The organism is Tessaracoccus zhenghani (assembly GCF_055326325.1).
The window spans coordinates 167,210-193,337 of record NZ_JBUZNQ010000001.1 but is presented as its reverse complement, the minus strand read 5'-3'; the positions used below and the strand labels follow the sequence as shown (position 1 = coordinate 193,337).

24 protein-coding genes and 1 other RNA gene are annotated in these 26,128 nt (G+C 68.7%); 11 read left to right on the top strand and 14 right to left on the bottom strand.

Features of this window, described 5'->3' with window-relative positions:
• Positions 1–11: 11 nt before the first annotated feature.
• Positions 12–1,979, top strand: a complete 1,968-nt coding sequence (locus ACZK4S_RS00880) for an acyltransferase family protein (protein ID WP_463643080.1) — start codon at positions 12–14, stop codon at positions 1,977–1,979.
• A gap of 65 nt (positions 1,980–2,044) precedes the next feature.
• On the opposite strand, the gene ACZK4S_RS00875 is transcribed toward ACZK4S_RS00880, so the two are convergent.
• From ACZK4S_RS00875 to trmB, 4 genes are all read right to left on the bottom strand, one after another.
• Positions 2,045–2,656 (bottom strand): superoxide dismutase, encoded by a 612-nt coding sequence (locus ACZK4S_RS00875; protein WP_076058069.1) that lies wholly within the window; start codon positions 2,654–2,656, stop codon positions 2,045–2,047.
• Positions 2,657–2,764: 108 nt separating this feature from the next.
• A complete protein-coding gene (locus ACZK4S_RS00870) occupies positions 2,765–3,361 on the bottom strand; it encodes a class I SAM-dependent methyltransferase (protein ID WP_076058071.1) in 597 nt (198 codons plus the stop codon).
• Entirely contained in the window at positions 3,358–4,161 is an 804-nt protein-coding gene (truA, locus tag ACZK4S_RS00865) for a tRNA pseudouridine(38-40) synthase TruA (RefSeq protein ID WP_463643079.1), read from the bottom strand. Before truA ends, ACZK4S_RS00870 begins: the two co-directional genes overlap by 4 nt.
• Positions 4,145–4,876, bottom strand: a complete 732-nt coding sequence (gene trmB / locus ACZK4S_RS00860; RefSeq protein ID WP_463643078.1) for a tRNA (guanosine(46)-N7)-methyltransferase TrmB — start codon at positions 4,874–4,876, stop codon at positions 4,145–4,147. Before trmB ends, truA begins: the two co-directional genes overlap by 17 nt.
• 70 nt (positions 4,877–4,946) lie before the next feature.
• Here trmB and ACZK4S_RS00855 point away from each other — a divergent pair, with 70 nt between their 5' ends.
• The gene (locus ACZK4S_RS00855) at positions 4,947–5,330 is read left to right on the top strand and encodes a YccF domain-containing protein (protein ID WP_182765418.1); all 384 of its coding nucleotides are present in this window, start codon (positions 4,947–4,949) and stop codon (positions 5,328–5,330) included.
• A 12-nt stretch (positions 5,331–5,342) separates the two neighbouring features.
• On the opposite strand, the gene ACZK4S_RS00850 is transcribed toward ACZK4S_RS00855, so the two are convergent.
• Positions 5,343–6,050, bottom strand: a complete 708-nt coding sequence (locus ACZK4S_RS00850) for an NRDE family protein (protein ID WP_463643077.1) — start codon at positions 6,048–6,050, stop codon at positions 5,343–5,345.
• A 45-nt stretch (positions 6,051–6,095) separates the two neighbouring features.
• Here ACZK4S_RS00850 and coaBC point away from each other — a divergent pair, with 45 nt between their 5' ends.
• Complete coding sequence (gene coaBC / locus ACZK4S_RS00845; protein WP_076058077.1) at positions 6,096–7,283, top strand: bifunctional phosphopantothenoylcysteine decarboxylase/phosphopantothenate--cysteine ligase CoaBC; 1,188 nt, start codon at positions 6,096–6,098, stop codon at positions 7,281–7,283.
• On the opposite strand, the gene ACZK4S_RS00840 is transcribed toward coaBC, so the two are convergent.
• A complete protein-coding gene (locus ACZK4S_RS00840) occupies positions 7,280–9,358 on the bottom strand; it encodes an elongation factor G-like protein EF-G2 (RefSeq protein WP_463643076.1) in 2,079 nt (692 codons plus the stop codon). The two genes, coaBC and ACZK4S_RS00840, sit on opposite strands and share 4 nt — an antisense overlap.
• A gap of 349 nt (positions 9,359–9,707) precedes the next feature.
• Between ACZK4S_RS00840 and rplM the strand changes: the two genes are divergently transcribed.
• The 5 genes from rplM to ACZK4S_RS00815 all read left to right on the top strand — a co-directional run bounded on the left by rplM (position 9,708) and on the right by ACZK4S_RS00815 (position 14,392).
• Positions 9,708–10,151, top strand: coding sequence for a 50S ribosomal protein L13 (gene rplM, locus ACZK4S_RS00835; RefSeq protein WP_076058081.1), 444 nt, complete (start codon positions 9,708–9,710; stop codon positions 10,149–10,151).
• A gap of 17 nt (positions 10,152–10,168) precedes the next feature.
• Entirely contained in the window at positions 10,169–10,696 is a 528-nt protein-coding gene (gene rpsI / locus ACZK4S_RS00830; protein WP_076059356.1) for a 30S ribosomal protein S9, read from the top strand.
• 117 nt (positions 10,697–10,813) lie between these two features.
• The gene (gene glmM, locus ACZK4S_RS00825) at positions 10,814–12,163 is read left to right on the top strand and encodes a phosphoglucosamine mutase (protein WP_463643075.1); all 1,350 of its coding nucleotides are present in this window, start codon (positions 10,814–10,816) and stop codon (positions 12,161–12,163) included.
• 55 nt (positions 12,164–12,218) lie between these two features.
• A complete protein-coding gene (locus tag ACZK4S_RS00820; protein ID WP_463643074.1) occupies positions 12,219–12,959 on the top strand; it encodes a zinc ribbon domain-containing protein in 741 nt (246 codons plus the stop codon).
• A complete protein-coding gene (locus tag ACZK4S_RS00815) occupies positions 12,959–14,392 on the top strand; it encodes an RNB domain-containing ribonuclease (RefSeq protein ID WP_463643073.1) in 1,434 nt (477 codons plus the stop codon). The genes ACZK4S_RS00820 and ACZK4S_RS00815 overlap by 1 nt, the downstream gene beginning before the upstream one ends.
• A gap of 7 nt (positions 14,393–14,399) precedes the next feature.
• On the opposite strand, the gene ACZK4S_RS00810 is transcribed toward ACZK4S_RS00815, so the two are convergent.
• From ACZK4S_RS00810 to ACZK4S_RS00785, 6 genes are all read right to left on the bottom strand, one after another.
• On the bottom strand, positions 14,400–14,588 hold the full coding sequence (locus ACZK4S_RS00810; RefSeq protein ID WP_076058089.1) for a DUF5302 domain-containing protein: 189 nt from the start codon (positions 14,586–14,588) through the stop codon (positions 14,400–14,402).
• Positions 14,589–15,041: 453 nt separating this feature from the next.
• Positions 15,042–16,460: an HNH endonuclease signature motif containing protein gene (locus ACZK4S_RS00805; RefSeq protein ID WP_463643072.1), complete on the bottom strand. Its 1,419-nt coding sequence runs from the start codon at positions 16,458–16,460 to the stop codon at positions 15,042–15,044.
• 90 nt (positions 16,461–16,550) lie between these two features.
• Positions 16,551–17,210, bottom strand: coding sequence for a TRM11 family SAM-dependent methyltransferase (locus ACZK4S_RS00800; RefSeq protein WP_076058095.1), 660 nt, complete (start codon positions 17,208–17,210; stop codon positions 16,551–16,553).
• A gap of 77 nt (positions 17,211–17,287) precedes the next feature.
• Positions 17,288–17,652: RNase P RNA component class A (rnpB, locus tag ACZK4S_RS00795), an RNA gene on the bottom strand.
• Positions 17,653–17,729: 77 nt separating this feature from the next.
• Positions 17,730–18,578 (bottom strand): type I methionyl aminopeptidase, encoded by an 849-nt coding sequence (map, locus tag ACZK4S_RS00790; RefSeq protein ID WP_083665281.1) that lies wholly within the window; start codon positions 18,576–18,578, stop codon positions 17,730–17,732.
• Positions 18,579–18,624: 46 nt separating this feature from the next.
• Positions 18,625–19,470 (bottom strand): DUF2510 domain-containing protein, encoded by an 846-nt coding sequence (locus ACZK4S_RS00785; protein ID WP_459397977.1) that lies wholly within the window; start codon positions 19,468–19,470, stop codon positions 18,625–18,627.
• A gap of 118 nt (positions 19,471–19,588) precedes the next feature.
• Between ACZK4S_RS00785 and ACZK4S_RS00780 the strand changes: the two genes are divergently transcribed.
• Positions 19,589–20,881: a glutamine synthetase family protein gene (locus ACZK4S_RS00780; protein ID WP_076058101.1), complete on the top strand. Its 1,293-nt coding sequence runs from the start codon at positions 19,589–19,591 to the stop codon at positions 20,879–20,881.
• Positions 20,882–20,885: 4 nt separating this feature from the next.
• On the opposite strand, the gene ACZK4S_RS00775 is transcribed toward ACZK4S_RS00780, so the two are convergent.
• Together ACZK4S_RS00775 and ACZK4S_RS00770 are read right to left on the bottom strand one after the other, a co-directional pair.
• On the bottom strand, positions 20,886–21,791 hold the full coding sequence (locus ACZK4S_RS00775; RefSeq protein WP_233120649.1) for an aldo/keto reductase: 906 nt from the start codon (positions 21,789–21,791) through the stop codon (positions 20,886–20,888).
• Between the two features lie 149 nt (positions 21,792–21,940).
• Positions 21,941–22,369, bottom strand: a complete 429-nt coding sequence (locus ACZK4S_RS00770) for a sterol carrier family protein (RefSeq protein WP_076058103.1) — start codon at positions 22,367–22,369, stop codon at positions 21,941–21,943.
• Positions 22,370–22,459: 90 nt separating this feature from the next.
• Between ACZK4S_RS00770 and ACZK4S_RS00765 the strand changes: the two genes are divergently transcribed.
• Positions 22,460–25,378, top strand: coding sequence for a bifunctional [glutamine synthetase] adenylyltransferase/[glutamine synthetase]-adenylyl-L-tyrosine phosphorylase (locus tag ACZK4S_RS00765; protein WP_463643071.1), 2,919 nt, complete (start codon positions 22,460–22,462; stop codon positions 25,376–25,378).
• A gap of 79 nt (positions 25,379–25,457) precedes the next feature.
• Positions 25,458–26,102: an NAD(P)-dependent oxidoreductase gene (locus ACZK4S_RS00760; protein WP_463643070.1), complete on the top strand. Its 645-nt coding sequence runs from the start codon at positions 25,458–25,460 to the stop codon at positions 26,100–26,102.
• The last annotated feature ends 26 nt before the right edge of the window (positions 26,103–26,128 follow it).

Genomic DNA, 26,128 nt, shown 5'->3' with positions numbered 1-26,128 from the left:
AGACTCCCGGGGTGCAGCCGCCAGACAACATCACCTATGTGCCCAGCCTTGATGGTCTCCGCACCATCGCTGTGGGCCTGGTCATCGCGTTCCACCTCAGCGTTCCCAACCTGGAACTGGGGTTCGCCGGCGTCGACGTGTTCTTCGTGCTGTCCGGTTACCTGATCACCTCCGGCCTGCTGCGCGACACCCTGCGGCACGGGAAGCCGCAGTACGGGAAGTTCTGGCAGCGCCGGTTCCGCCGCCTGCTGCCCGCCGCCACGCTGGTCCTGCTGCTGGTACTCCTCCACGCCACGTTCCTGATGCCGTTGTTCCGCAAGGCCAGCGCGAGCTGGGACATCTTCTGGACGGTGCTGTACCTCGGAAACTGGCGGTTCATGGGCGCCAACAGCTACTTCGCCTCTGACGGCACGCCGTCGTTGCTGCTGCACATGTGGTCGTTGGCCGTCGAGGAGCAGTTCTACTTCTTCTGGCCGGTGCTGATCGGCATCGTCGCGTTCGTCGCCGGGAAGCTGGGCGGCAGGAAGCGGGTCACCACCATCATCGGGGTGGTGGCGGCAGTGCTCATCGTCGTCTCGGCAGCCCTGCTGATGGTGCTGTACGACCCGGCGTCCCCTGACCGCGCCTACATGGGCACCGACACCAAGGCGTTCGAGCCGCTGCTCGGTGCCCTGTTGGCCATCGTGATGAGCAACCACGGGGTGCGCACCGTCTTCCACCGCCACCACCGTCTCATCGCGGCGGTCGGCGTGGTGACGGCCGTGGCCGTGCTGCCGTTCTTGGCCGGACCCAGCGCTTTCTACTTCCAGGGCGGGGCGGTGATCCTCAGCGTGGGCGTCACGCTGCTGATCGGCGCGCTGGTGGTCGCTCCGCCGACGATGCTGTCGGGTTTCCTGTCCTGGCGGCCGATGACGTATCTCGGGCAGATCTCCTACGGGCTGTACCTCTGGCACTGGCCGTGGAGCGTGTGGCTGGACGTGGCCCACAAGGAGGAGTTCCGGATGCTGCGGGCTCCGCTGGCGCTGGTGGCGACGCTGATCTGTGCGGTGCTGAGCTACCACTTCGTGGAGGAGCCCATCCGTCGCGGCCGCTTCACCACGTGGTTGACCTTCAAGCGCACGATGCTCGCCGTCGCAGTGATCATGGTCATCATCATGACGTGGGCCACCGCGCTGCGCGGACTGCCCGTGCCCAGCACGCGTCCGCCCGCGATCCCGGTCAGCCCCGGCGGATCCCCGGTGCCGCAGACGAACCCGGACCTCGTCATCGTGGTGGGCGACTCCGTGCCGTTCCGCCTCATGGAATCGCTTGACGAGGTGGCCAGCGACAACGACTTCGTGGTCGACAACGCTTCGCGCGGCGGATGTCCGCCCCTCTCCATCGAGTTGCAGGAGTACCTCAAGCCCGATCATGAGGGCGCAGGCGACTGCACCATGGTCGCTGACATCCAGACCGAGAAGATCGACTCCGAGCGTCCGGCGACGGTGTTCTGGTGGTCGCGCTACGAGGTGCACCAGCGCTGGCTCGACGGACGGATCGTCGGACCGGACGAAGATATCTTCTGGGAGGCGCTCGAGGAGGACCTGGCGGCCAGTGTCGACCGGCTCACCTCCCAGGGCGCCACTCTGGTGATCGCCCAGACCGAGCGCCCCGGCACCGGCATGCTCAGCCGCTGCACCGAGGACGAGTGCCACCCGCTGCTGGACCTCATGGTCAACCACGACGAGTACCGCCGCCGGTGGAACGACATCGTCGTCGACCTGGCCCAGCGCGACGACAGAGTGGAGACCTTCCGGATGGATCCGTTGCTGTGCAGGGACCCCGAGCCCGAGACGGCCGACGGCCCGGCGCTGTGTGACGACTCCCAGCCCGGTGGGCAGCTGTTGCGGCCCGACGGCAGCCACATCCTGGTGGACCCCTTCGGCTACGAGACCGCCGAGAAGGTGCTCGAGAACGTGTTGACGGCCGCCAGCAGCTGATCTGCGGCTCAGCCGAAACGAGAAGACCCCGGGCCTGGCCCGGGGTCTTCGTGTTACGCGGTGGCTCAGTAGGTGAGCTGGACGTTCTTGGCGGCGGTGAGGCGCTGCGCCACGTCGTCCCAGTTGATGACGTTCCACCAGGCGTTGACGTAGTCGCCCTTGACGTTCTTGTACTGGAGGTAGAAGGCGTGCTCCCACATGTCCAGCTGCAGCACGGGCAGCTGGCCGACCGGCACGTTCGACTGCTGGTCGAACAGCTGGTTGATGTTGAGGCGCTGGCCGAGGGTGTCCCACACGAGCATGGCCCAGCCGGAGCCCTGCAGGCCGTTGGCGGCGGCGTTGAACTGCTTCTTGAAACCGTCGAACGAACCGAAGAACTCGCCGATCGCCTCAGCCACGTCGCCGGTGGGCTCGCCGCCGCCGTTGGGCGACATGTTCTTCCAGAAGACGGAGTGGTTGATGTGACCACCCAGGTGGAAGGCGAGGTCCTTCTCGAGCTTGTTCACTGCGCCGAAGTCGCCCTTGTCGCGCGCGGCGGCGAGCTGCTCGAGGGCGGTGTTGGCGCCGGCCACGTAGGCGGCGTGGTGCTTGCTGTGGTGCAGCTCCATGATCTCCGGGGCGATGTGCGGGGCGAGTGCCCCGTAGTCGTAGTCGAGGTCGGGAAGGGTGTAGGTCATGGTGTCTCCTGATCGTTGACTCGCGCCGATGCGCGCTGACGATCCCCATCCTATGCCGCCCATTTGGTCACCGCTTCAACTTCTCACCGGGTTCCGCTGGCGGGGAAATCAGGCCTCTGAAGCGGCGACCTTGAGCACGCGGAAGCCCTTGGCGGACGCCACGCGCTCCGTCGGATGGCCCTGATCCGTCAGCCAGCGCTGCAGCGAGTCACCGCCGAGATTCTTCCCGACGACCAACCAGGCGACACCGTCAGGCGTGAGCCGCGGCAACCACGTCAGGAGGAGTTCGTGCAGCGCCTGCTTGCCGATCCGGATCGGGGGGTTCGACCAGATCTCGTCATAGCGCACGTCAGCCGGCACCTCGTCGGGGGCGACGGCGTGCACCCGCTCGGCGACTCCGTGCCGCTGCGCGTTCATCCGGGTCAGCTCGACGGCGCGGCCGTTCACGTCGACCGCGTCGACGGTGACGCCGGGCGCCGCCACGGCCAGCCCGACGGCGATGGTGCCGACTCCGCACCCGAGGTCCAGCAGATGGCCCCGCTCGGGTGGGCTCACCTCGCGCAGCAGGACGGAGGTGCCCAGATCGAGGCGGCCGCCGGAGAACACGCCACCGGCTGTCGTGAACGTCAGGTCGTTGCCGAAGACGGTGGCGTTGAACTCGTGCGTGACCAGCGGCTGGTCAGGGGTGTCGAAGTAGTGGCTCATGATGTCTCCAGGGTGCGCATGGCGCGCGCCGCGGTGGCGCGGGCGGCCAGTTCATCGTCGGGGGGATAGCCCACCTCTTCCAGCGTGAGGCCACGGGCCGGCATGACCTGCACCTCGCCATGGCGGACGCTGCTGGCGGCCACCTCCTCCAACCAGGAGAGGCTGCGCCGCCCCGCCGCCACGGCGGTCAGCGCGCCCATTAGGGAGCGCACCATCGAGTGGCAGAACGCGTCCGCCAGCAGGTGCACCTCGATCACGCCGTCGGGGCGGCGGGTGGCGCTGAGCTTCCGGAGGTCGCGGATGGTGGTGGCACCCTGGCGCGGCCGGCAGAAGGCGGCGAAGTCCCGTAGCCCGATCAGCAGTTCCGTGGCGGCGTTGAGCGCGCCGACGTCGATCGGTTCGCGCGACGGTGTGATGTGCCCGCGCAGCAGCGGATCGGCGACCCCGTCGGTCAGGCGGTAGCAGTAGCGCCGCCAGATGGCCGAGAACCGCGCGTCGAAACCTTCGGGGGCGGGGGTGACGTCGCGGACGGCGATGTCGTCCGGGAGGACGCGGCGGAGACGGCGCAGCAGGGTGGCCGACGGGTCCTCGTCGAGGTCCAGGTCGGCGTGGCAGGTCTGGCGTCTGGCGTGCACGCCCGCGTCGGTGCGGCCCGCGACCACCAGGGTGGGCGGCCCGGCCAGGCGCAGCACCTTGCCGATCCATTCCTCGAGGGTGGCCTGCACCGTGCGGAGGCCCGGTTGAGTGGCCCAGCCGTGGAACTCGGTACCGTCGTAGGCCAGATCAATCCTGAGTCGCATCGGCCCTCCGGTAGGTGAGGTCGAAGACTGTGCGGCCCGCGGCCAACCCACGTGCCTCGTACTTCGTGACGGGGCGCTCCTCGAGTCTGGGGGCCCAACCGTCGTGCACGTTGACCAGGCCGGGATGGTCGTCGAGGTGCTCCCGCATCCAGAGCGCGTAGTCCTCCCAGTCGGTGGCCAGTCGCCACACCCCGGACGGTGCCAGTTTGGCGGCCACGACATCGGCGAACCCGGTGCTGACGAGGCGACGCTTGTGGTGGCGCTTCTTGTGCCAGGGGTCTGCGAAGAACGTCCACAGTTCGGTGACGGAGCCGTCGTCGAACAGGCGGGGGAGCGCCTGCGCCCCGTCGACCAGGGCCAGACGCACGTTGGTGGCGCCGATGCGGCCCAGCCGGCCGAGCGTGGACGCGACGGCCGGCTCGAACACCTCGAACGCCACTACGTTGGATTCGGGGCGGCCGGCGGCCATGGGGACGAGGGAGTCGCCAGCGCCGGAGCCGATCTCCACGATCAGCGGCGCCTCACGCCTGAACTCCGCGGCCCAGTCGACGTGGGCCTCAGGCGCCACGGAGGTGTCCAACTCGCCGCGCGGGATGTCCACGAGGTATTCGGCGGCATGCCGCTCCCAGGCCTTGGTCTGCGACTCGTTCATCCGCGTGCTGCGGCGCACGAAACTGACGATGTCGCGGCGGGGGCGTGGGGGTCGGGAAATCACCGGCCCAGCCTACCGGTGACCGCACGAACTAGACTGTGAGGTGCTGATCGGCAACCACGAGGAGTCATCGATGCGCACCATTCTCAACGTCATCTGGGTCATCCTGGGCGGCTTCTGGCTGGCCCTGGGCTACATGCTGGCGGGAGTGATCGCCTGCATTTTCATCGTGACGATCCCGGCCGGGCTCGCGTCGTTCCGCATGGCCAACTACGTGCTCTGGCCGTTCGGCCGCACCGTCGAACCGAAGCCGGGGGCGGGTTGGGGATCAGGGCTCATGAACGTCATCTGGTTCGTGGTGGCGGGCTGGTGGCTGGCGCTCCTGCACATCACCTCGGCGCTCGCGCAGTCGCTGACCATCATCGGTATCGCCAATGCGTGGGTGTCGCTGAAGATGATCCCCGTGACCTGCTTCCCCTTCGGCAAGCGGATCGTGCCGAGCGGCGGGATCCTCTGAGCCGACAGCTGCTCAGGTACGGGGGAGGAGGGGAGCCACCGGTTCCCAGATGCCCGGCTCCCCGAGCACACCCATCGCGCTGGTGACGTTGCCGGGGCCGATCGACGCCACGACGGCCAGCAGTGACAGCGTCGGGAAGCCGTGGGCGCGGTTGTCGCGGATGAGCGCGCGGTCGTCGGTGGGGTCCAGGTTCCGGCCGCCCTCGTCGAGCACCTTGGCCCACTCCGTCCACCAGCGCACACCCTCGGTGGGGGCGTCGGCGAAGCGGTGCAGCCAGTACGCGATGCGCTCCGCCCCGAAGTCGTCGACGTCCGAGTGCGCGATCATGTGCGTGCCCGGCTCGAGGTCGACGGTGCGCGTCGCGCCTCCCTCCCAGGAGGTGACGCGCACGCTGTCGAAGGTGGCCTCCACCAGGTTGAACCCCAGGGTGGTGGGCGTCGCCGGGACCTGGCGTCCCGTGAGGGAGCCGATGACGAGGTCGCCCCGGGTCGTCGGGATGATGCCCTCAGGAGGGCCGCCTGCGCGGTTCAGGAGGACACTGAGCTGCGACTGGTTGTGGGCGAGCCAGGCTCCGCCGGCGGACAGGTCCTGGATCCCGGTGATCTCGGGGTGCTGGGGCCACCACTGGCCCAGCGGCCGCCACGGCCGGCCCGGGTCCTCGTCCCGGATGGCCAGCAGCCTGACGCGGCCCGGCCCGGGCTCGGGAACGCGAATCACCACGGTGCACATGGTCAGTCAGCGTACCCGGATGAAAGAATCACGGTCATGAACATTGTGGTTGGGGTCAGCGGCGGCATCGCGGCGTACAAGGTGGTGCACCTGGTGCGGCTGCTGATCGGCGACGGGCATGAGGTGCATGTCGTGCCGACAGAGGACGCGCTGCGGTTCGTGGGGCGTCCCACTTGGGAGTCGCTGAGCCGCAACCCGGTCACCACCTCCGTGCACGACGACGTCCCCCGGGTGCGCCACGTGGCACTCGGACAGAACGCCGACCTGGTCATCGTCGCGCCCGCCACGGCCAACACCCTCGCCGCGATGGCCGCCGGTTTGGCGTCGGACCTGCTGGGCACCACGCTGCTGGCCACGAAGGCGCCGGTGCTGGTCGCCCCGGCCATGCACACGGAGATGTGGCTGCATGCCGCCACGCAGGCGAACATGGCGACGCTGCGGAGCCGCGGCGTGCACGTCGTGGGCCCCGACGACGGCCCGCTGACCGGTGGTGACTCCGGCCCGGGCAGGATGAGTGAACCCGAGGCCATCTACGAGGCCGCCATGGCGCTGGCCGGTCGTCGACGGGATCTGGAGGGCGTCACCCTGGCCGTGTCGGCCGGCGGTACCCGCGAGCCCATCGACCCGGTGCGTTTCATCGGCAACCGCTCCAGCGGCAAGCAGGGCGTGGCGATCGCCGTCGCCGCTGCCGAACGCGGTGCGCGAGTGCTGCTGGCCGCAACCAACGTCGAGGCGGACGTGCTGCGCCCGGCCCAGCGTCCGGGCGTCGAGATCACGACGGCGGGTTCTGCTGCGGAACTCGCCGGGGTGATGCGCTCACTTGCCGCCGAGGCGGACGTGGTGATCATGGCCGCGGCCGTGGCGGATTTCCGCGTGGCGGAGGTCTCAGAGGGCAAACTCACCAAGGAGGTCGGGGGAGTGCCGTCGCTCACCCTCGTCGAGAACGAGGACATCGTGGCGGGCCTTGCCGCTGAGCGCCGCGACGGACAGACCATCGTGGCCTTCGCGGCGGAAACCGGGGCCGACTACCTCGAGCGCGGACGTCGGAAACGGCAGAAGAAGGGAGTCGACCTCCTGGCGGTGAACCAGGTGGGGTGGGACAAGGGCTTCGAGACGTCGCACAACACGGTGTACGTGCTGGATGCGCAGGACGAGGTCGTGAAGGAGGCGTCGGGCTCCAAACGTGAAGTCGCCGACGCCCTCCTAGACGTGCTCACCAGCTAGGCGGTGGGCCAGGCCTCCTGCGGCATGAGTTCGTAGCCCACGAACTCGCGGGTGAAGGTGCCCGTGCCCTGGGCGACGCCGCGCAGGTCGATCGGGTAGCTCACCAACTCGATCGCAGGCACCAGCGCCTCGACCACGGCGTGGCCGTTGCCGTCCATCTCCGTGCCCTGCACCTGCGCGCGTCGTGCGCCGAGGTCGGTCAGCGCGGCGCCCAGATACTGGTCGCCTACTCGCACCCGGACCCGCTCGATGGGTTCCAGGAGCCCTACCTGACCCTTCTCCGACGCGTCGCGCAGCGCGTACTGCCCGGCGACCTGGAAGGCCATGTCGGAGGAGTCGACGGAGTGGGACTTGCCGTCGTAGAGCGTGACCCGCACGTCGACCATAGGCACGCCGAACTTGGTGCCCAGAGCCAACTGCTGCTCAATGCCCTTCTCGACCGATCCGATGTAGGCGCGGGGCACGGACCCCCCGACGACCTTGTCGACGAACTGGAAACCGGCGCCGCGCTCGAGCGGTTCGAGTTGGATGTTGCAGATGGCGTACTGACCGTGGCCGCCGGACTGCTTCACGTTGCGGCCGAGGCCCTTCGACGGCGTCAGTACGGTTTCGCGGAGCGCGACGCGCACCTCCTCCTCGACGACGTTGAGCCCGAAGCGGTCCTTCAACTTGCTCAGCGCGAGGTCCTTCTGCGCCTGGCCCATGACCCAGAGCAGTTGCTGTTCGGTCTCGGAGTTGCGTTCGAGCCGCACGGTGGTGTCCTCCATCGAGATGCGGTGGAGGGCGCCGGCGAGCTTGTCCTCGTCGCCGCGGGTGGTCGCCTTGATGGCCACCGGCAGGAGGGGCCTGGGGAGTTCCCACGGCTCGATCAACGCCGGCCGCTCCGGGGCTGACAGGGTGTCGCCCGTCTCCGCCCTCGACAACTTGGTGACGAGCACGATCTCGCCGGCGATCGCTTTGTTCAGCGGGGTGAACTCGGTGCCGTAGGGCGCCGACATGGGGCCCATCCGCTCCTCTTCGTCCTGGTCCGGGCGCATCGGGTCCGGGTCCCAGCCGAACAGCTCGCGGTTACGTGAGACGTGGACCACCTGGTCGCCGCGGAGCGTGCCGCTGAAGACGCGCACGAGTGAGGAACGGCCGAAGTTGTCGGACGTGGTGCGCACCACCTGGGCCACCAGCGGGCCGTCGGGGTCACAAGTGGCGTCCGGCAACCGCGCGCCGTTGGGCGTGGTGACCGGGGGCACGGGGAGCATCGACGGGGGCGGGAAGCCCTGTTCGATCCAGCGCAGCAGCTCCTCGGTGCCCTTGTCTGAGGTGGTGTGGGCGGGCAGGACGGGGAAGAAGCGGGCGCCGACGACCGCGCGCAGCAGCGCGCCGTTGGCTTCCCCCACCGCGATCTCCTCGCCCTCGAGGTAGCGCTCCATCAGGTCGTCGTCCTGGACCTCGGTGATGATCGCCTCGAGCAGGTCCGCCCGGGCGGCGTCGATCAGAGCGAGTTCCTCAGGAGTGGAGTCGCGGGAGACGCGCTGGCCGCTGGAGTAGTCGTGGGCGCGTTTGTTCAGCAGGGAGAGGTTGCCGACGTTGGTGCCGTCCTTCTCCAGCGGGATCAAGGCCGGGATCACACCCGCGCCGAAGGTCGCCTGGCAGGCCGCGACCATGTCGGCGAACGACGCGCGGCCCTGGTCCAGCTTGGTGATCGCGATGATGCGCGGGGTGTTGGACTCCGTGCACTCCTCCCACAACGCGACGGTCGTGGGATCGATGTCGTCGCCGGCGGGGACCACGAAGACCGCGGCGTCGGCCGCACGCAGACCGGCGCGCAGCTCACCCACGAAATCCGGGTGCCCGGGAGCGTCGAGGAGGTTGATCTGGACGTCGATCGCCGGGATGGATGCCAGCCACAGCGTGGCGGCACGCTCCTGGGTTTCCTTTTCGCCGCGATATCCATCCACCCGCGCACGCAGGAGGTGTTCGAACAGGGTTGTCTTGCCCGATCCGCTCGCGCCGACGAGGACGACGTTGCGTACATCGTCCGGGGACGTGATCGTGATCTGGGAACTCGTCTTTGAGGCCATGCACATACGTTAGTGTGCGCGGTGCCGCCGTGGGCCCCGACCCCCTCAAATGGCCTGCCAAAGGTCAATCGGTGCGGTCTGCGAGGGTGCCGACGGCCATCTTGCGGCGCGCCAACATGACGTCGATGTCGACGACGATGGCCACTCAGACCACCTCGTCGAGTTCGGAGCGGAGCGCCCGCACCTCGGACTCGCGCGCGGTGGCCTGGATGAGCTGGAGCGGCCATTTTGCAGATGGGGCGCGCGGCACTTAGGATGGGTAGCTGTTGTACGCCATCTTTTCGGGGCCTAATGGGGCGCTGTCCCGGTGTGCAACCCCCATCAGTTAAGTATGAATGGAAGTGGGACTGTGTCTACGTACACCCCAAAGCCGGGCGAGATCGTCCGCAACTGGCACGTCATCGATGCCGAAAACATCATCCTGGGTCGCCTCGCTGCCCAGATCGCCAACCTGTTGCGTGGCAAGCACAAGCCGCAGTTCGCGCCCCACGTCGACATGGGTGACTTCGTCGTCGTGATCAACGCATCGAAGATCGCGCTCTCCGGCAACAAGCGCTCGGACGATTACCGCTACTCGCACTCCGGTCGTCCCGGTGGTCTGAAGGCCGTCTCCATTGGTGAACTGCTTGACAGGGATCCGCGCCGCGCCGTCGAGAAGGCTGTCTGGGGCATGCTCCCCAAGAACAAGCTCTCCCGTCAGATGCTGAGCAAGCTCAAGGTCTACGCGGGCCCCGAGCACCCCCACGCTGCCCAGAAGCCGCAGCCGTTCGAGATCATTCAGATCGCCCAGTGAGCCGAGGACCGAAGAACATGACTGAGACCAACGAGATCGACGAGACCGTCGTCGAGGAGATCACTCCCTTCGTCGACGAAGAGAACCGCGAAATCGCGTACCGCTCCGACGCCGACCCGGTCGCTGCCTCGGGCATCGACACCCGTCCGGCCATCGTCGCCCCCGGCGGCGGCACCGGTCGTCGCAAGGAAGCCGTCGCCCGCGTGCGTATCGTGCCCGGCTCCGGCACCTGGAAGATCAACGGCCGCAGCCTCGAGGAGTACTTCCCGAACAAGCTGCACCAGCAGCACGTCAACGAGCCGTTCGTGATCGCGAACGTCGAAGGCTCCTACGACGTGATCGCCCGCATCGACGGTGGCGGCACCTCCGGCCAGGCCGGCGCCCTGCGCCTCGGTGTGGCCCGCGCCCTGAACCAGGTCGACGCTGAGGCGTCGCGCGCCGCTCTGAAGAAGGCCGGCATGCTGACCCGCGACTCGCGCATCATCGAGCGCAAGAAGGCCGGTCTGAAGAAGGCCCGTAAGGCCCCGCAGTACAGCAAGCGCTGATTTCTGCACGTCGAACGCCCATCCTGCTACTGCAGGGTGGGCGTTTGCCTTTCCTCGGTGCGGGGCCGGGCGCGGCGATTCGCTCAGTGTCGATGCGCGACTGTAGAGTCTCCAGACGTGGCACGACTCTTTGGAACCGACGGCGTCCGCGGCGTCGCAAACGTTGAACTGACCGCCGAGCTTGCGCTGGACCTTTCGGTCGCCGCAGCGCACATCCTCGGGGAGGCCGGAGCGTTCCGCGACAACCGGCCGTTGGCCCTCGTGGGCCGCGACCCCCGGGCGAGCGGTGAATTCCTGGAGGCGGCGGTGATCGCCGGGCTCGCGTCGGCGGGTGTCGACGTGGTGCGGCTCGGTGTGGTGCCCACACCCGCCGTCGCGTACCTCGTCAACGAGATGGACGCCGATCTGGGCGTCATGATCTCCGCCTCGCACAACCCCATGCCGGACAACGGCATCAAATTCTTCTCCCGCGGCGGCGTGAAGCTCGACGACTTCCTCGAGGACGCCATCGAGGCTCGGATGGGCGAGGACTGGAAGCGTCCCACCGGCTCGTCCGTCGGCCGCATCCGCAGCGACCTCGGAGCCGTGGAGGCCTATGTGGCCCACCTGGTGGCGTCGCTGGGGGACCCCTCCCTCGAAGGGCTGAAGGTCGTCATCGACTGCGCGAACGGCGCGGCCTCCCAGACCGCCCTCGAGGCGTTCGCGGCCCAGGGTGCCCACATCGTCCCGATCCACGCCGAGCCGGACGGCATCAACATCAACGATGACTGCGGCTCCACCCACATCGGCGACCTCGTGAAGCGCGTCGTGGACGAGGGCGCGGATCTGGGCATCGCGCTGGACGGCGACGCCGACCGCTGCCTCGCCGTGGACCACGAGGGCAACCTCGTGGACGGCGACCGCATCCTCGCGATCCTGGCCATCGCCATGAAGGAGGAGCACCGCCTGCACTCCGACACGGTGGTGGCGACGGTGATGAGCAACCTCGGCCTCGTCAATGCCATGCGCGAGCACGGGATCCGCGTCGACCAGACGAAGGTGGGGGACCGCTACGTCCTGGAATCCATGAACGCCAACGGCTTCGCGCTGGGCGGCGAGCAGTCCGGCCACGTGATCATCTCCGAGTTCGCCAACACCGGCGACGGCACGCTCACCGGCCTGCACCTCGCGTCCCGGATGCAGTCCACCGGCAGGTCACTCAAGGACCTCGGGTCCGTGATGACGGTGTTGCCGCAGGTGGTCATCAACGTGCGCAACGTCGACAAGCTGCGCGCGGGCATCGACCCGGATGTCCAGGCTGCCGTCACGGCCGCCGCGCGCGAGCTCGGCGACACCGGCCGCGTCCTGCTGCGCCCCTCCGGCACCGAACCGGTGGTGAGGGTCATGTGTGAGGCGCCCACCGTCGAGCAGGCCCAGCGGATCACGGAGCAGCTCGCGGCGAAGGTGACTGAGCGCCTGAGTCTCTGACGGGCGCCCCCGTCCTAGTAGAGTGAGCCCCACCCAACTGGACAAAGGATTCGCGATGCTCGCTGACCCCGCTGATCAACGCACTCTGCTTACCCTGGCGGAGCTCGACTCGGAGGTGGCGCGCGTCCAACACGCAGCGCGCTCGCTCCCGCAGCACAAGACCATCGCGGAGCTGATGAGTGCGCGCAAGAGTGTCGCTGATGAGCTGGTTGCCTCCAGCACCCGCGTCGACGATCTGCAGATCTGGGTCCGCAAGGCGGAGGCGGACCTGACCCCCGTGAAGGCGCGGCTGGAGCGCACGGACCAGCGGTTGGCCGACGGGTCGGTGGGGGACCCGAAGACGCTGCGCTCGCTCACCGAAGAGGTCGAGCACCTCAAGAAGCGCATCATCGAGCTCGAGGACGACCAGCTCGAGGTGATGAGCCGCCTGGAGGACGCGGTCGCCCATCGCGACCGGGTCGCTGCGCGCAAGGTGGAGATCGAGAACGAACTGCACGCCGAGGTGGCCGCCCGCGATGAAGCGGTGGCGAAGCTGAGCAGGGAGGCAAAGGACCTGGCCGCCGATCGTGGTCCCGTCGCGGCGAGGGTGGCACCGCCGCTGATGTCGCTCTACGAGAAGCTGCGGGCCTCCACAGGGCTGGGCGCCGCGACGCTGAAGGCGGGGCGTTGCACCGGCTGCCAGCTGCAGTTGACGCTCTCGGATCTGGACTCCTACAAGAAGGCCCCCGCGAACCAGGTGTTGCGCTGCGTCGAGTGCGATCGCATCCTGGTGCGTACGGCTGAGTCTGGTCTCTGATGCCCTCGCTGCATCTCCGGGTCCATGGGATCCCCGAGTCGCTCCGGGGGGCCATCCAGCTCCTGCAGGAACGGCTGGAGATGCCGCTCCGCTTCCCGGACGAGGTCGTGGCCGACGCGGAACTCGCCGCTCGGCAATCGGCCGACGACCACGCGGATTTCACCCACGTCGAGTTCGTCACGATCGACCCGCCCACGTCCAAGGACCTCGACCAGGCCATCCAGATCGAGCGTGAGGGCGACGGTTACCTGGTCCGCTACGCCATCTCCGATGTGCCGCATTTCGTGCGGCCCGGGACGGCGTTGGAGGCCGAGACCCATCGTCGTGGGATGACGAAGTACGCGCCCAGCGCGCGTATTCCGCTGCACCCGTCGGTGATCTCCGAGGACGCGGGGTCCCTGTTGGCCGACGGGAAGCCTCGGCCGGCCTTCGTGTGGGAACTCCATCTGGACGCGGGCGGCGAGGTGGTCGACGTCGGCCTGACGCGCGCCTTGGTGCAGAGCCGGGCCAAGCTGAACTACGAGGGCGTCCAGGCAGATTTCGACGGCGGCACGCCTCATGCGAGCATCGCCCTGCTGCCTGAGGTGGGGAGGCTCCGTCAGCAGTTGGAGATCGAGCGCGGCGGCGTGTCGTTGAACCTGCCCGATCAGGAGATCGTCGAGCGCGACGGCACCTGGGAACTGGAGTTCCGTGCGCTCGTGCCGGTGGAGAACTGGAACGCGCAGATTTCGCTGATGACTGGTTTCGTGGCGGCGCAGACCATGCTCAAGGGCAAGGTGGGCGTCCTGCGGACGTTGCCGCCGGCTGAGGAGTGGTCGCTGCAGAAGCTGCGGCGGGCCGTGCGCTCGTTGGGTGTGCCGTGGCCGAAGGAGATGCCGTATCCGGAGTTCGTGCGGTCGCTGTCCCCCAAGGACCCGAAGCAGCTGGCGGCGTTGACCAAGTGCACGATGTTGTTCCGTGGAGCCGGGTACCTGGCCTTCGACGGCGAGGTGCCGGAGGAGAACTTGCTGCACGCGGCGCTGGCCGCGCCCTACGCGCACACGACGGCGCCGTTGCGGAGGCTGGTGGACCGCTACGTCCTGGTCATTTGTCATGCGCTGATCAACGGCCTCGAGGTGCCGCAGTGGGCCCGTGACGGGCTGGCCGCACTGCCGGAGGAGATGGCCGAGACAGGCCGGTCGGCTCGGGCCTACGAGCGTGGCGTCATCGACCTCACGGAGGGCCTCGTGCTCAGTAACCGGGTGGGTGCGATCTTCACCGGCGTCGTCACCGACGTCGACCCCAAGACGCATGTGGGGACGGTGCAGATTGCTGAACCCGCCGTCGAACTCAGGGTGCCGGCCAAGGCGAGCGAAGTTGGCTCCGAGGTGCGGGTGCGTGTGGACAAGGTGGATGTCCGGAGGGGACAGGTCACCCTGTCCCGTCCGAACTGATCAGGCTTTAACCGCCGGACTTGCGGCGGAACTCGCGGCGCCCGACGGCGGGCCCGTGGGCCTGGCCGCCCTGCTTGCGGTCCCCGTGGGTTCCGGCGTTGGCGGAGAGGTGCTCAGCCTGCTTCTTGCGTTCAAGGGCCTGCCGCATGGCCTCTTTGGGGTCCAGCGGGGCGTCGGTCTGCTCAGCGTCACTCATGGCGCAACTGTACCCGGCTGCGGGGTAGCGCGGCGGCGACGTTGTCTCAGGAGCCACCCCAGGTAAACGGCGCGGCCGGCGAAGGCCGCGACGAGCAGCCACCAGACGGGGCTGTGGACAATTGCCAGCACCATCCCGACGACAACAACGCCGAGGGGAGTGAGCAGGTGTGCTGCCTGGGGGTACTCCCTGTTTTCGCCGTACATGTGTGGTGCTTCCTTCCTCTGGCCTGACGCCCACCCTACGAGAGCGCTCGGACGCGCCAGCTTCGGCTCCCTGACACGCGCGGGCGCGGAGTCAGCCGTGGTCGACATCTATCGGTATGCAGAACGCATCCCTGCCACGGCAGCGCGCTACCTGGAGGAGCGACGGCCTATTGGCCCCGCGGCGCCCGCGTTGAGAGTGGCGCGGCGCGGGCCCGTCCGCCCAGGAGTCGCAGAGCGAACCGGGCCGTCACACGCGCCTCGGGCCGTTGAAGCGCTCGGGTGGGAGTACCTCCGGTGTGCCGGTCATTGGATGGAACTGGATCTTCCATTGGTCTCGGCTGCCGTTGACGTCGGGCTCCACGATGTTGTGGTGGTGCCCGCAGAGCAGCACCAACTCCCTGAGGTTGGTTTTCCCGCCGAGGTTCCAGGGGTTGGCGTGATGGGCGTCGCATTCCTCCGGAGTCTTCGTACAGGTGGGAAAGACGCAGCCCCCGTCGCGCAGCTCGAGAGCTCGGCGTTGTGCGGGCGTGACGAGCCTGGAGGCGCGGCCCATGTCCAGGATCTCCGAGCTGCCACCGAGGACGAAGGGGATGATCTCCGCCTTTGCAGCCAGACGGCGCAGCTGGCCGGGCGTCAGTTCGGTGCCCGAATCCAGGACCCCACCGGCGCCGGCGCGGTCGAGGAGATCTGCCAAAGAGATCGTCACGCGGATCTGCGCCCTGGGGGAGCGGCTCCCCCTGTCACGTGGGCGCGCGACTCCCTCGGCCCTGACGGTGTCGCCGTGGGCGGATAGCTGAACGATGGGCGCGTCACCCACGGGAGTGCGGGTGGCGGATTCCCCCAAGAGGGTGATGAGTGCGTCCGCGTTGCGCTGCGCCGGGGTGCGCTGCCTGTCGGGGCGGGTCAGGGCACGGCGGGTGCGGGCATTGATCTGCCCGTGGCGTGCCGCCTGCTCACGGTCCCGCTCGGCACGTTTGTCCGCCGCGACCGTGGCCGACAAGGTCCGGATCCACGGCTCTGCTTCGAGTTCGGGGAGTTGGCCGGTGAACCAGATGGAGCCCTCGCCGTCGTTGCCCCACGTGAAGCGGCGGTTCTTGACTGCGTTGGCCCGCTGGCGCTCGACACGTTGGAGCGAGTCTTCGTCCCGGAGCGCGTGCTGCGGAGCGACTGCGGCCAACACATGCGGAGCGAGCCTCGCGAGTTTCCTCGCGGGGACCCCTGCGGCCCTGGCCACGAAGGTTTCGGCGACTTTGGCCATGATCTCTGCCGGCAGCTCCGGAAGGTCCGCGATTCCCTTCGAAATGGCGGCTGCCTGCTGCGCAGAGATGGTTCCGTCGAGTGCCGCCTGCTTGGGCGCCTCGTGTCGGACCATGTCCCCGGCCAAGGCAACCTGACCCGCGGCCTGCCGGTTGTCGAGGTTCTCGTCCAGCGCGATCAGCGAGGTGGTGGGGGTGCCCACCGCCTTCATCGAAGCCTGGCGCCGGTTGACATGGTCAGTCACCACGCAGGCCAGCGCGTCGATGCGGCTCCGGAGCCTCCGGGCGCTGCGCATCACATGGACCAGTTCAACCTCGGGACAGGACGCCAGAGCCTCCACGTCAATGCCGGAGAGCAACGCGTCGACGGCGCTGAGCGCCTCGACTGCCGGGTGCTGACCGATCTCCATGGCACCCACAATATTCGCTCGCAGTGACAATTCGCGGCGTGGTGTCCCGGCTGTGGATAAGTACGGCCCGCGGATCGCAGGCGCTGCGGCTCAGCGCTGATCGGCCCCGCGTTGCGCGACGAGCAGGTAGTCGCCCGCGAGGTCGTGCCAGGACCGGTCCCAGCAGACGAAGACGTCCTGGGCCAGGCGCCCGACATCGCCGAGCATCCTCCCCACATCCCACGCCAGGGGGGTGAAGTGCGTGCCCGTGTCGATGTTGGCGACGTTCACGACCAGGTGTCCCTCTGGCGTCAGCAGTTCGAGGCACTGCGCCAGGACTCCGCGGAGCTCGGCCAGGTAGCGGTCGTAGGTGCTCGCGCCGGTGTAGGCGGACAACGGATCCTCCGGGCCGTCATCCGCGGCCATGTAGGGCGGGGACGTCAGGATCAGGTCGAAGGGGCCCTCGACCAGCCGCGCGAGCCGGCGGGCGTCGCCTTGCACGATCAAGGCGTCCGGGGCCACCGCGGCGGCGACGGCGCAGCGTTCGGGCAGGAGTTCGACGCCCACAGCCTGTCTTCCCATGGCCGTCGCGACGTGGAGCGTGGTGCCGAAGCCGGCGAACGGGTCGAGCACCCGGTGGTTCGGCTGGGACAGGTCCTCCACCACTGCTGCCACCACTGAACGGGAGAAGTGCACGTTCTCGTCCGCCAGTGGGTGACGCTCGGCCACCACCTGATCGTGCTTGACAAGAAGATGGGGGCGCAGACGCATGTCTGCATCGTAGGCCGCCGGGGTGCAGGCGGATCGAGCCGGCGCTGCGCGCCGCAACACGGCCTGCGGAAGGGTGGGGGACGAGACGGCCGGTAAGCCGGGTTCTGTCGACGGATGATCATCTATCTGAGGCCCACCGTTGCCGGTGCGCTCATGCAACCTACCCGGACACCTCGCGCGAGCAGCGCTCGAACGGTGTCCGCAGCCGGCCCTGGGGCCGGCCTTCTTGGTCTTGCTCCGAGTGGGGTTTACCTAGCCGCTCCGGTCACCCGGAGCGCTGGTGGTCTCTTACACCACCGTTTCACCCTTACCCATTGCTGGGCGGTCTGTTTTCTGTGGCACTGTCCCGCGGGTCACCCCGGGTGGGCGTTACCCACCACCCTGCTCTGTGGAGCCCGGACTTTCCTCAGCTGTTTCCAGCCGCGATCATCTGGCCGTCTCGTCCAACCAACGATTCTACCGTGGATCGGGCCTTCGGCACACCGTCGCCAGTTCGTAGCGACGGGAGGCGGAGACTCGTCAGGGAAGCGTCAGGATCTCCGCGCCGGTCGCGGTCACGACGAGGGAGTGCTCGTACTGGGCCACGCGCGAACGGTCGGCGGTGACGACGGTCCAGTCGTCGTCCCACACCTCCGTGTCGTACCCGCCCAGCGTGAGCATGGGTTCGATGGTGAACGTCATGCCCGGCACCATCACGGTGTCGACGCGCGGCTCGTCGTAGTGCAGGACGACCAGGCCGGAGTGGAAGGCGGTGTGCACGCCGTGACCGGTGTAGTCGCGGATCACGCCGTAGTTGAAGCGCTTCGCGTAGCTCTCGATGACCCGACCGATGACAGAGATGGGGCGACCTGGCCGCACGGCCTTGATCGCCCGGTTGAGCGACTCCAACGTGCGCTCCGCCAGCAGCCTGGACTCCTCGTCGACATCGCCGCAGAAGAACGTGGCGCAGTTGTCGCCGTGCACGCCGTCCTTGAACGCGGTGCAGTCGATCTTGACCAGGTCGCCGTCCTCCAGCGGCCGCGTGTCCGGGATGCCGTGGCAGACGACCTCGTTCACGGAGGTGCAGATCGACTTGGGGAATCCGCGGTAGCCCAGCGACGACGGGTAGGCGCCGTGGTCCAGCATGTACTCGTGCGCGATGCGGTCCAGTTCATCTGTGGTCACGCCCGGCGCGATCGCCTTGGCCGCTTCATGCATGGCCCGGGAAGCGATCCGCCCCGCCACCCGCATCTTTTCGATCACTTCGTCGCTCTGGACATCGGAGCCGGTGTAGCGCTTCGGCGCCTTCTTCCCGACGTACTCCGGACGCAGGATGCTGCGGGGGACGTCGCGAACGGGGGTGATGGTGTGCGGAGTAACAGGATTCACAGTCAACGAGTCTATCCCGCCGCTCCCGCCGGCCCCTCTGTACGCGTCAACCCTCGTACGCCAGTGACTCCAACACCGGCTCGACCTCGCTGATGTTCTCCTCGTGGCCGATGGTCACGCAACTGACGTAGACGGCCAACCGGTCCTTGTCGTCCGTGGGCACGATGATGATGTCGACGGTGTCGCCCTCGATGCCTTCGTGGCTCCAGTCGTCGACGTAGACGTTCGACGTGAGCCGCCACGCCGGCCTGCCGGAGACGTCCCACTCCTCGTTCCACAGGACGGTGCGCCTGGTGAAGCCGAGGAACATGCCCGACGACGCCATGCAGTTGACGAACTGCTCGGCCGCGGCGCGGGGATTGGCCGAGAAGCCGTCCGAGACCTTGATGTAGCCCACGTTGACGTTGCTGATCCAGCCGAAGACGATCTCGCGCAGCATTGAGTTGCCGTCGTACATCCAGTCGATGTGGGCGGGGCTCATCCGCCACTTCTCGCCCTGGGGTGCGTCGACGCTCAGCCCGCCACCTTCGAGGCGCCCGTCCGTCAGTTCGCTGCGCGGCCAGTCCTCACTGGAGGGGCAGTCGATGGACTCGCCGAACTGCGATTCGATCTCGGTGGGGGTGGGCGTCTCTGACGGCACCCGCTCATCCCACTGCTTGCCGGTGGGGCGGGCGGTGCGGGTGTCCTCCGGCGTGGGGGCGAAGGGGTTGGCCCGGCTGGGGAAGATGAGCAGCGCTGCCACCAGGGCTGCGACCACGACCAGGGCGACCGACAGCCACACCCAGCCCGCGCGGCCCCTGCGCGGGGGCGTGGGGTCCACCCATCGCTGACCATCCCAGTAACGGCGCCCATCGGGCGCCGTGGGATCCGCATACCAACCGGGCTGAGCCATGTGCCCCAGTCTAGGGGCGGTCCGGAGCGCGCCCAGAACGCAGAATGTCACGCGGCTGTAACATCTTCGCGGCAAACTTGCGCGCATGGATAGGCAAACGGAGTTCGTTCTCCGCTCCATGGAGGAGCGCGGGATCCGGTTCGTCAGGCTGTGGTTCACCGATGTGCTCGGCTCACTGAAATCTGTGGCGATCGCTCCGGCTGAGGTCGAGGGCGCCATCGCGGAGGGCGTCGGTTTCGACGGCTCCGCGATCGAAGGCTTCGCCCGTGTCTACGAGTCGGACATGGTGGCGCACCCGGACGCGTCGACGTATCAGGTGCTGCCGTGGCGGCAGGCCGGCCGCTCGACGGCGCGGATGTTCTGCGACATCAAGCTGCCCGACGGCTCACCGAGTTTCGCGGACCCCCGTTTCGTGCTGAAGCGCGCTCTCGGCAAGGCGGCCGATCTCGGCTACACCTTCTACATCCACCCTGAGATCGAGTTCTTCCTGCTGCGCTCGCTCAACCCCCTCGTCCCGCTGGACCAGGGCGGCTACTTCGACCACACCACGCTGGGCGACGGCACCGACTTCCGCCGCGACGTCATCACCATCCTCGAACAAATGGGCATCTCCGTCGAGTTCAGCCACCACGAGGCGGCTCCGGGGCAGCACGAGATCGACCTGCGCTACGCCGACGCCCTCACCATGGCCGACAACATCATGACGTTCCGCGTCGTGGTGCGGGAGGTGGCCGTCAGCCAGGACATCCACGCAACCTTCATGCCCAAGCCGTTCTCCGAGCACCCGGGCTCCGGCATGCACACCCACATGTCGCTGTTCGAAGGCGACACCAACGTCTTCTACGACGCGGCGGACCAGTACAACCTCTCCAAGACGGCCAAGCAGTTCATCGCCGGCCTGCTGCACCACGCGCCGGAGATCACCGCCGTCACCAACCAGTGGGTCAACTCCTACAAGCGCCTCGTCGGCGGGGGAGAGGCCCCGTCGTACGCGTGCTGGGGACGAGCCAACCGCTCGGCCCTCGTGAGGGTTCCCCAGTTCACGCCGGGGAAGACGTCCTCGGCGCGCATCGAGTACCGCGCCATCGACTCGGCGGTCAACCCGTACCTCGCCTACGCCGTGATGCTCAACGCGGGCCTCAAGGGGATCGAGGGCGAATACCAGCTGCCCGAGGAGACCGAGGACGAGGTGTGGCGCCTCTCGGACCGCGAGCGCAAGGCGATCGGCATTCAGGAACTGCCCCGCAACCTTGACGAGGCCATCCGCATCATGGACGAGAGCGAACTCGTGGCGGAGACGCTCGGCGAGCACGTCTACGAGTACTTCATGCGCAACAAGCGCAAGGAATTCGCGGCCTACCGCCAGCAGGTCACGCCCTGGGAACTGGACCGCCACATCCGCGTGATGTGACCGTTCAGATCAACTCGAGCGGTGCATCATCGCGGGGCTTGGGGAACGCAGCGTCCAGCTCGGCGTGATCCTCAGCGGTGAGTTGGATGCTGACGGCCGCGGCGTTCTCACGCACGTGGGCCGTAGATCCAGCCTTCGGGATGGCGAACACGCCCGGCTGCGAGATGACCCACGCAAGCGCGACCTGTGCCTCGGTGGCTCCGTGGCGGCGGGCGACGGTGGTGAGCGCCGCCCTGCGCCTACCTCCTCCGGCCAAGGCGCCCTGTTCGATCGGTGAGTAGGCCATGAGCGGGATCTGCGCCGCGCGGAGATCCTCCAGCAGCCCGCCCTCCGGCCAGCGGCGCTGCAGGTTGAACAGCACCTGGTTGGTCGCCGGGCGATCCTGAGGCCGGCTCCCACCGGACCCGACGGCGGCGCGCGCCGCCACTGTCGCTTCGGCCATGAGCGCTCGGTCGAAGTTCGACACGCCCCAGGCGCCGATCTTGCCCTGCGCGCGCAGCTCCTCGAAGGCACCGAAGGTTTCCTCCAGCGGGTACGAACCTTCCCAGTGCAGGAGGTAGAGGTCGAGGTGATCGGTGCCCAGGCGGCGCAGGCTCTGCTCGCAGGCGCGGAATGTGCCGTCGTGGCTCGCATTGTCTGGCAGCACCTTGGACACCAGGAACACCTCCTCGCGGCGACCCTTGATGGCTTCGCCCACCAACAGTTCGGCCCGGCCTGAGCCGTACATCTCCGCCGTGTCGATCAGCGTCATGCCGAGGTCCAGGCCTGTGCGCAACGCTGCGATCTCTCCCTCTCTGCGCGACGATGCGTCCCCCATGTGCCAGGTGCCCTGGCCCAGCGCCGGGACGCTTCGCCCGGCGACCTCAAGGGTGCGCATCGGATGGTGTGACGCGGAGACTTCGGGGCTCATGCGTCCAGTCTGTCCGTTGCCGGGGCCATGGGTGGCGCTTCTCCCGGAGTAAGCGCCGGACGCCCTCGCTGAGTTCGAGGGTGTCACCACCGCCACGCCATCGGATCCGGTTGGGTCGTCCGGAGGGCGGATGAACGCCAGCTGAACCCTCAGCAGAGGGGGAAGGCCACGGAGGCCTCGTCGGCATGGACGCCCGAGGCGCGCAGGTCGGCCTCGGCCCATGCCCGGCGTCCGGTGGCCAAGGCCGCGAACGTCTCGCCGCTCATCTCCACCACGTTCGGCGGAGTGCCGCGGGTGTGCCTGGGACCGGTCTCGAAGCCGATCTGGACCGCTGCGAACGGCGGCACCCGCACCTCGATGGTCGCGCCCGGATGCCGCTCACCCAAGAGGGCGCATCCCGCGCGGCAGACGGCGGCCAGGAGCTCGCGGCCCAGCGGCGCCGGATCGGAGGCGGCGCGCAGCAGCAGCCGCGTGAGATCCGGGCGGCGCAACCTGAGCTCCACCTCGAGCGCGGCCAGGCCCTCGTCGTCGAGGCGCGCGCGCAGCGCGGCGACGACCTTCGGCGTGGGTTTGAACATCGATTCAGCTTAACGGCTGGCGCCCAGGGCCCGTCGCGCAGGTCGGAACGTCGCGACCCCCCGGGGAGCGCAGCGCACTAGTCTGAGCCAATGGGTAGATACCAGTCGCCGATGGGGGAGTTCGCCCGTCGCGGCTTTGATTCCGCGAGCGGCGCCGCCCGCGTCTGGGAGCGCTGGACGGACAGGCTCGGCGGGGAACCCCCGGTGGATCTCGCGCTGTTCGAACCCGTGGCAGACCGAGACCTGGCGCTCGATTCGCTGGAGCGGCTCGAGGCCGCGTCGCCGGAGGTCTTCCGTGAGATGGCGTCGGACGAGGCGTGGCTCCGACGGCTGCTGCTGGTCATGGGCGGCTCCAGCGTGCTGGCCCACACGCTCGTGCGGAACCCGGCCGAGGCGCGCATCCTCGCCGTCGAACCCGTGCACCGTGGGCTGTCCGGGTGGCGCGCCTTCTTCAATGCCCGGATCCACCTGGACGACGGGGTGGCCGCCGGGAGCGCGGACCAGCTCCGGCTGGCCAACCGGGCCGCGCTGATCGAGATCGCCGCGCGCGACCTCTCCGCTCCGCAGCCGGACGCCCTGGTCCACGAGATCGCCGCCGAACTGTCGCATGTCGCCGACGTGGTCCTCGACATGTCGCTGGCCTTCGCCCGCGCGGAGGTGCCCGGCTGGCGGCAGGCCCGCGTCGCCGTGCTGGCCATGGGCAAGACGGGCGCCCAGGAGCTCAACTACATCTCCGACGTCGACGTGATCTATGTCGCCGAACCGGCGGAGGGCGCAACGGCCGACGAAGCGGTCGCCGTCGCCGGCAAGCTCGCCGCCGCGCAGGCCCGGATCTGTTCGTCGCACACCAATGAGGGCAGCATCTGGCAGCTCGACGCGGCCCTGCGCCCGGAGGGGAAAGCCGGCCCGCTGGTCAGGACGCTGGCCAGCTACCGCGCCTACTACGCGAAATGGGCCAAGAACTGGGAGTTCCAGGCCATGCTCAAGGCCCGTCCCGCAGCAGGCGACCTCAGCCTGGGCCAGGAGTTCGTCGACGCCGTGTGGCCCCTGGTCTGGCAGGCGGGGGAGCGACCCGAGTTCCTGCCTGAGGTGCGCGCCATGCGGGAGCGCGTGATCTCCCTGATCCCCGCTAAGCAGGAGGATCGCGAGATCAAGCTCGGCTCCGGCGGTCTGCGCGACACCGAGTTCTCCGTCCAGCTGCTGCAGTTGGTGCATGGCCGCGCCGATGAGCGGATCCGCACCCGCGGCACGTTCGACGGACTCATGGCGCTGATCGGCAACGGCTACATCGGCAGGGCCGACGGCGCCGAGATGGCGCGCGCCTACCGGTTCCAGCGGGTCCTGGAGCACCGCATCCAACTGCGCCGCCTCCGCAGGACCCACCTCATGCCGGACGACGAGCTGGCCCTCAGCCATGTCGCCCGCTCGATGGGATCCTCGGCGGAGGACCTGCAGAAGCGGTGGCGCGATTCCGCCCGCCGGGTCCGGCAGCTGCAGCAGCGACTGTTCTTCTCGCCGCTGCTCGACGTCGTCAGCCAGGTCCGCACGGACGAGTTGCAGTTGAGCACCGAGGCCGCGAAGACCCGCATGCGGGCCCTGGGCTTCGCTGACCCGCAGGCGGGCCTGGGCCACATCCGCGCGTTGACCATCGGCCGCGACCGCGGCACCGAGATCCAGCGCCAACTGCTCCCCGCGATGCTGCAGTGGTTCGCCGACGGGCCGAACCCCGACTTCGGGCTCCTCGCGTTCCGCCAGCTGTCGGAGTCGCTCGGCAAGACCTCCTGGTACCTGCGGGCACTGCGCGACGAGGGCTACATGGCCCAACGCCTGGCCCGGGTGGCGTCGTCGAGTCGCTACGTGGTCGACCTCCTGAAGCGGGCGCCCGAGCACATCAAGATGCTGGCCAGCACCGACGACCTGCGGCCACGCTCCGTCGAGGAACTCACCGCCGCCCTCACCCGGGCCGCCAACCGTTACGACGACCTTGAGCAGTCGGTCGCCTCTGTCCGGGCGCTGCGCCGCGCCGAGTTGTGCCGGATCGCGCTGAGTGACGTGCTGGGGCACGCGGACCTCGCGGCGGTGGGCGGCGCGCTGAGCGACCTCGCGTCCGCCACCGTCGAGGCCGGCCTGCAGTTGGCGCGCCGCACCATCGACGCCCCGCCGGTGGGCGTCATTGCGCTCGGGCGGTGGGGCGGCTATGAGGTGAGCTACTCCTCCGACGCCGACTGCATGTTCGTCGTTCCCGACGGCACGGAGGGCGAGGAACTCGCCAGGGCGACCGACCTGGTCCGGCGCGCCGCCGAGATCATCGGCAAGCCGGGCCCGGATCCCGCGCTGGTGATCGACACCGACCTCCGCCCCGAGGGCAAAGGTGGCCCCCAGGTGCGCACGGTGTCGTCGTACCTCACCTATTACACCAAGTGGGCCTCCACCTGGGAGGCCCAGATGCTCCTGCGCGCCCGCCATGGCGCGGGGGAGCGGGCGCTCTCGGAGGAGGTGCTCGCGGGGATCGACTGGTTCCGCTACCCCGAGGCCGGCCTGAGCCGCGCGCAGATCTCTGAGATCCGCAAGCTGAAGTCACGGATGGAGAACGAGCGCATCCCCAGGGGCGTGCCGCGCGACCGGCACCTCAAGCTGGGGCCCGGCGGCCTCTCGGACGTCGAGTGGACGGTGCAGTTGCTGCAGCTGCAGCACGGCCATGAGCATGCGGTGCTGCGCACCACGTCCACGATGGACGCACTGGCGGCGCTGGCCGAGTTGGAGATCGTGCCGGAGAGCCAGGCGGCCCGGCTGCAGGAGGCCTGGCACCGGGCCAGCATGCTGCGCGACGCCATCATGCTGGTGCGCGGGCGGGCCAGCGACGCGTTGCCGTCCGACACACGCGAACTGGCGGCCATCGCCCTCTTGCTCGGCTACCGGGCAGGTGAGGCGTCCAGGCTGGTGGAGGACACCCGTCGGTTGCTGCGACGCGCGGCCGACGCCGTCGACGCGATCTTCTGGGCCGCCTGATCCGGCCTGACGGCTGGAGGGCAGGACTAGGTTTGCCCCAATGGGCAGCTACCAGAGGCCCCGGAGAAAGGACTGCACCATGGCACGCATCGTGATCATCGGCGGCACCGGCTACGCCGGCAGCAACATCGTCCGCGAGGCCTCGTCCCGCGGCCACGAGGTCACCGCGGCCTCCCGTCATCTCCCCGACGAAAAGGCCGGCGCAGTGACGTACCGCACCTGTGACGTCTCGGACCGCAGCGCGCTCCGCGAACTCGTCGCCGGCGCTGAGGTGGTGGTGACGGCCCTGTCGCCGCGCGGTGAACTTGAGGGCCACCTGCGGGAGGTCATGGCGACGATCGCCGAGGAGGCCCGCGCGGCAGGCGCCCGGCTGGCCGTCGTCGGAGGCGCCGCGTCGCTGGAGGTCGCCCCAGGCGGCCCCCGCCTCGTCGACACGGAAGGCTTCCCGGACTGGCTCAAGCCGGAGGCCACCGAGATGGCCGGGCTGCTGGAGGACCTGCGCGCCAGCGACGCGTCGCTCGACTGGTTCTTCCTCAGCCCCGCCGGTGGCTTCGGAGCCTTCGCGCCGGGCGAGCGGGTGGGCAGTTTCCGCCTTGGCGACGACGTGCTGCTGACCGATGACGAGGGCAATTCGTTCATTTCGGGCGAGGACTACGCCCAGGCCTTCGTCGACGAGATCGAGCGCCCGGCGCACCGTCGCCAGCGGTTCACGGTCGCCTACTGAGAGGGCGGAAACGCGCACTCCGGCGC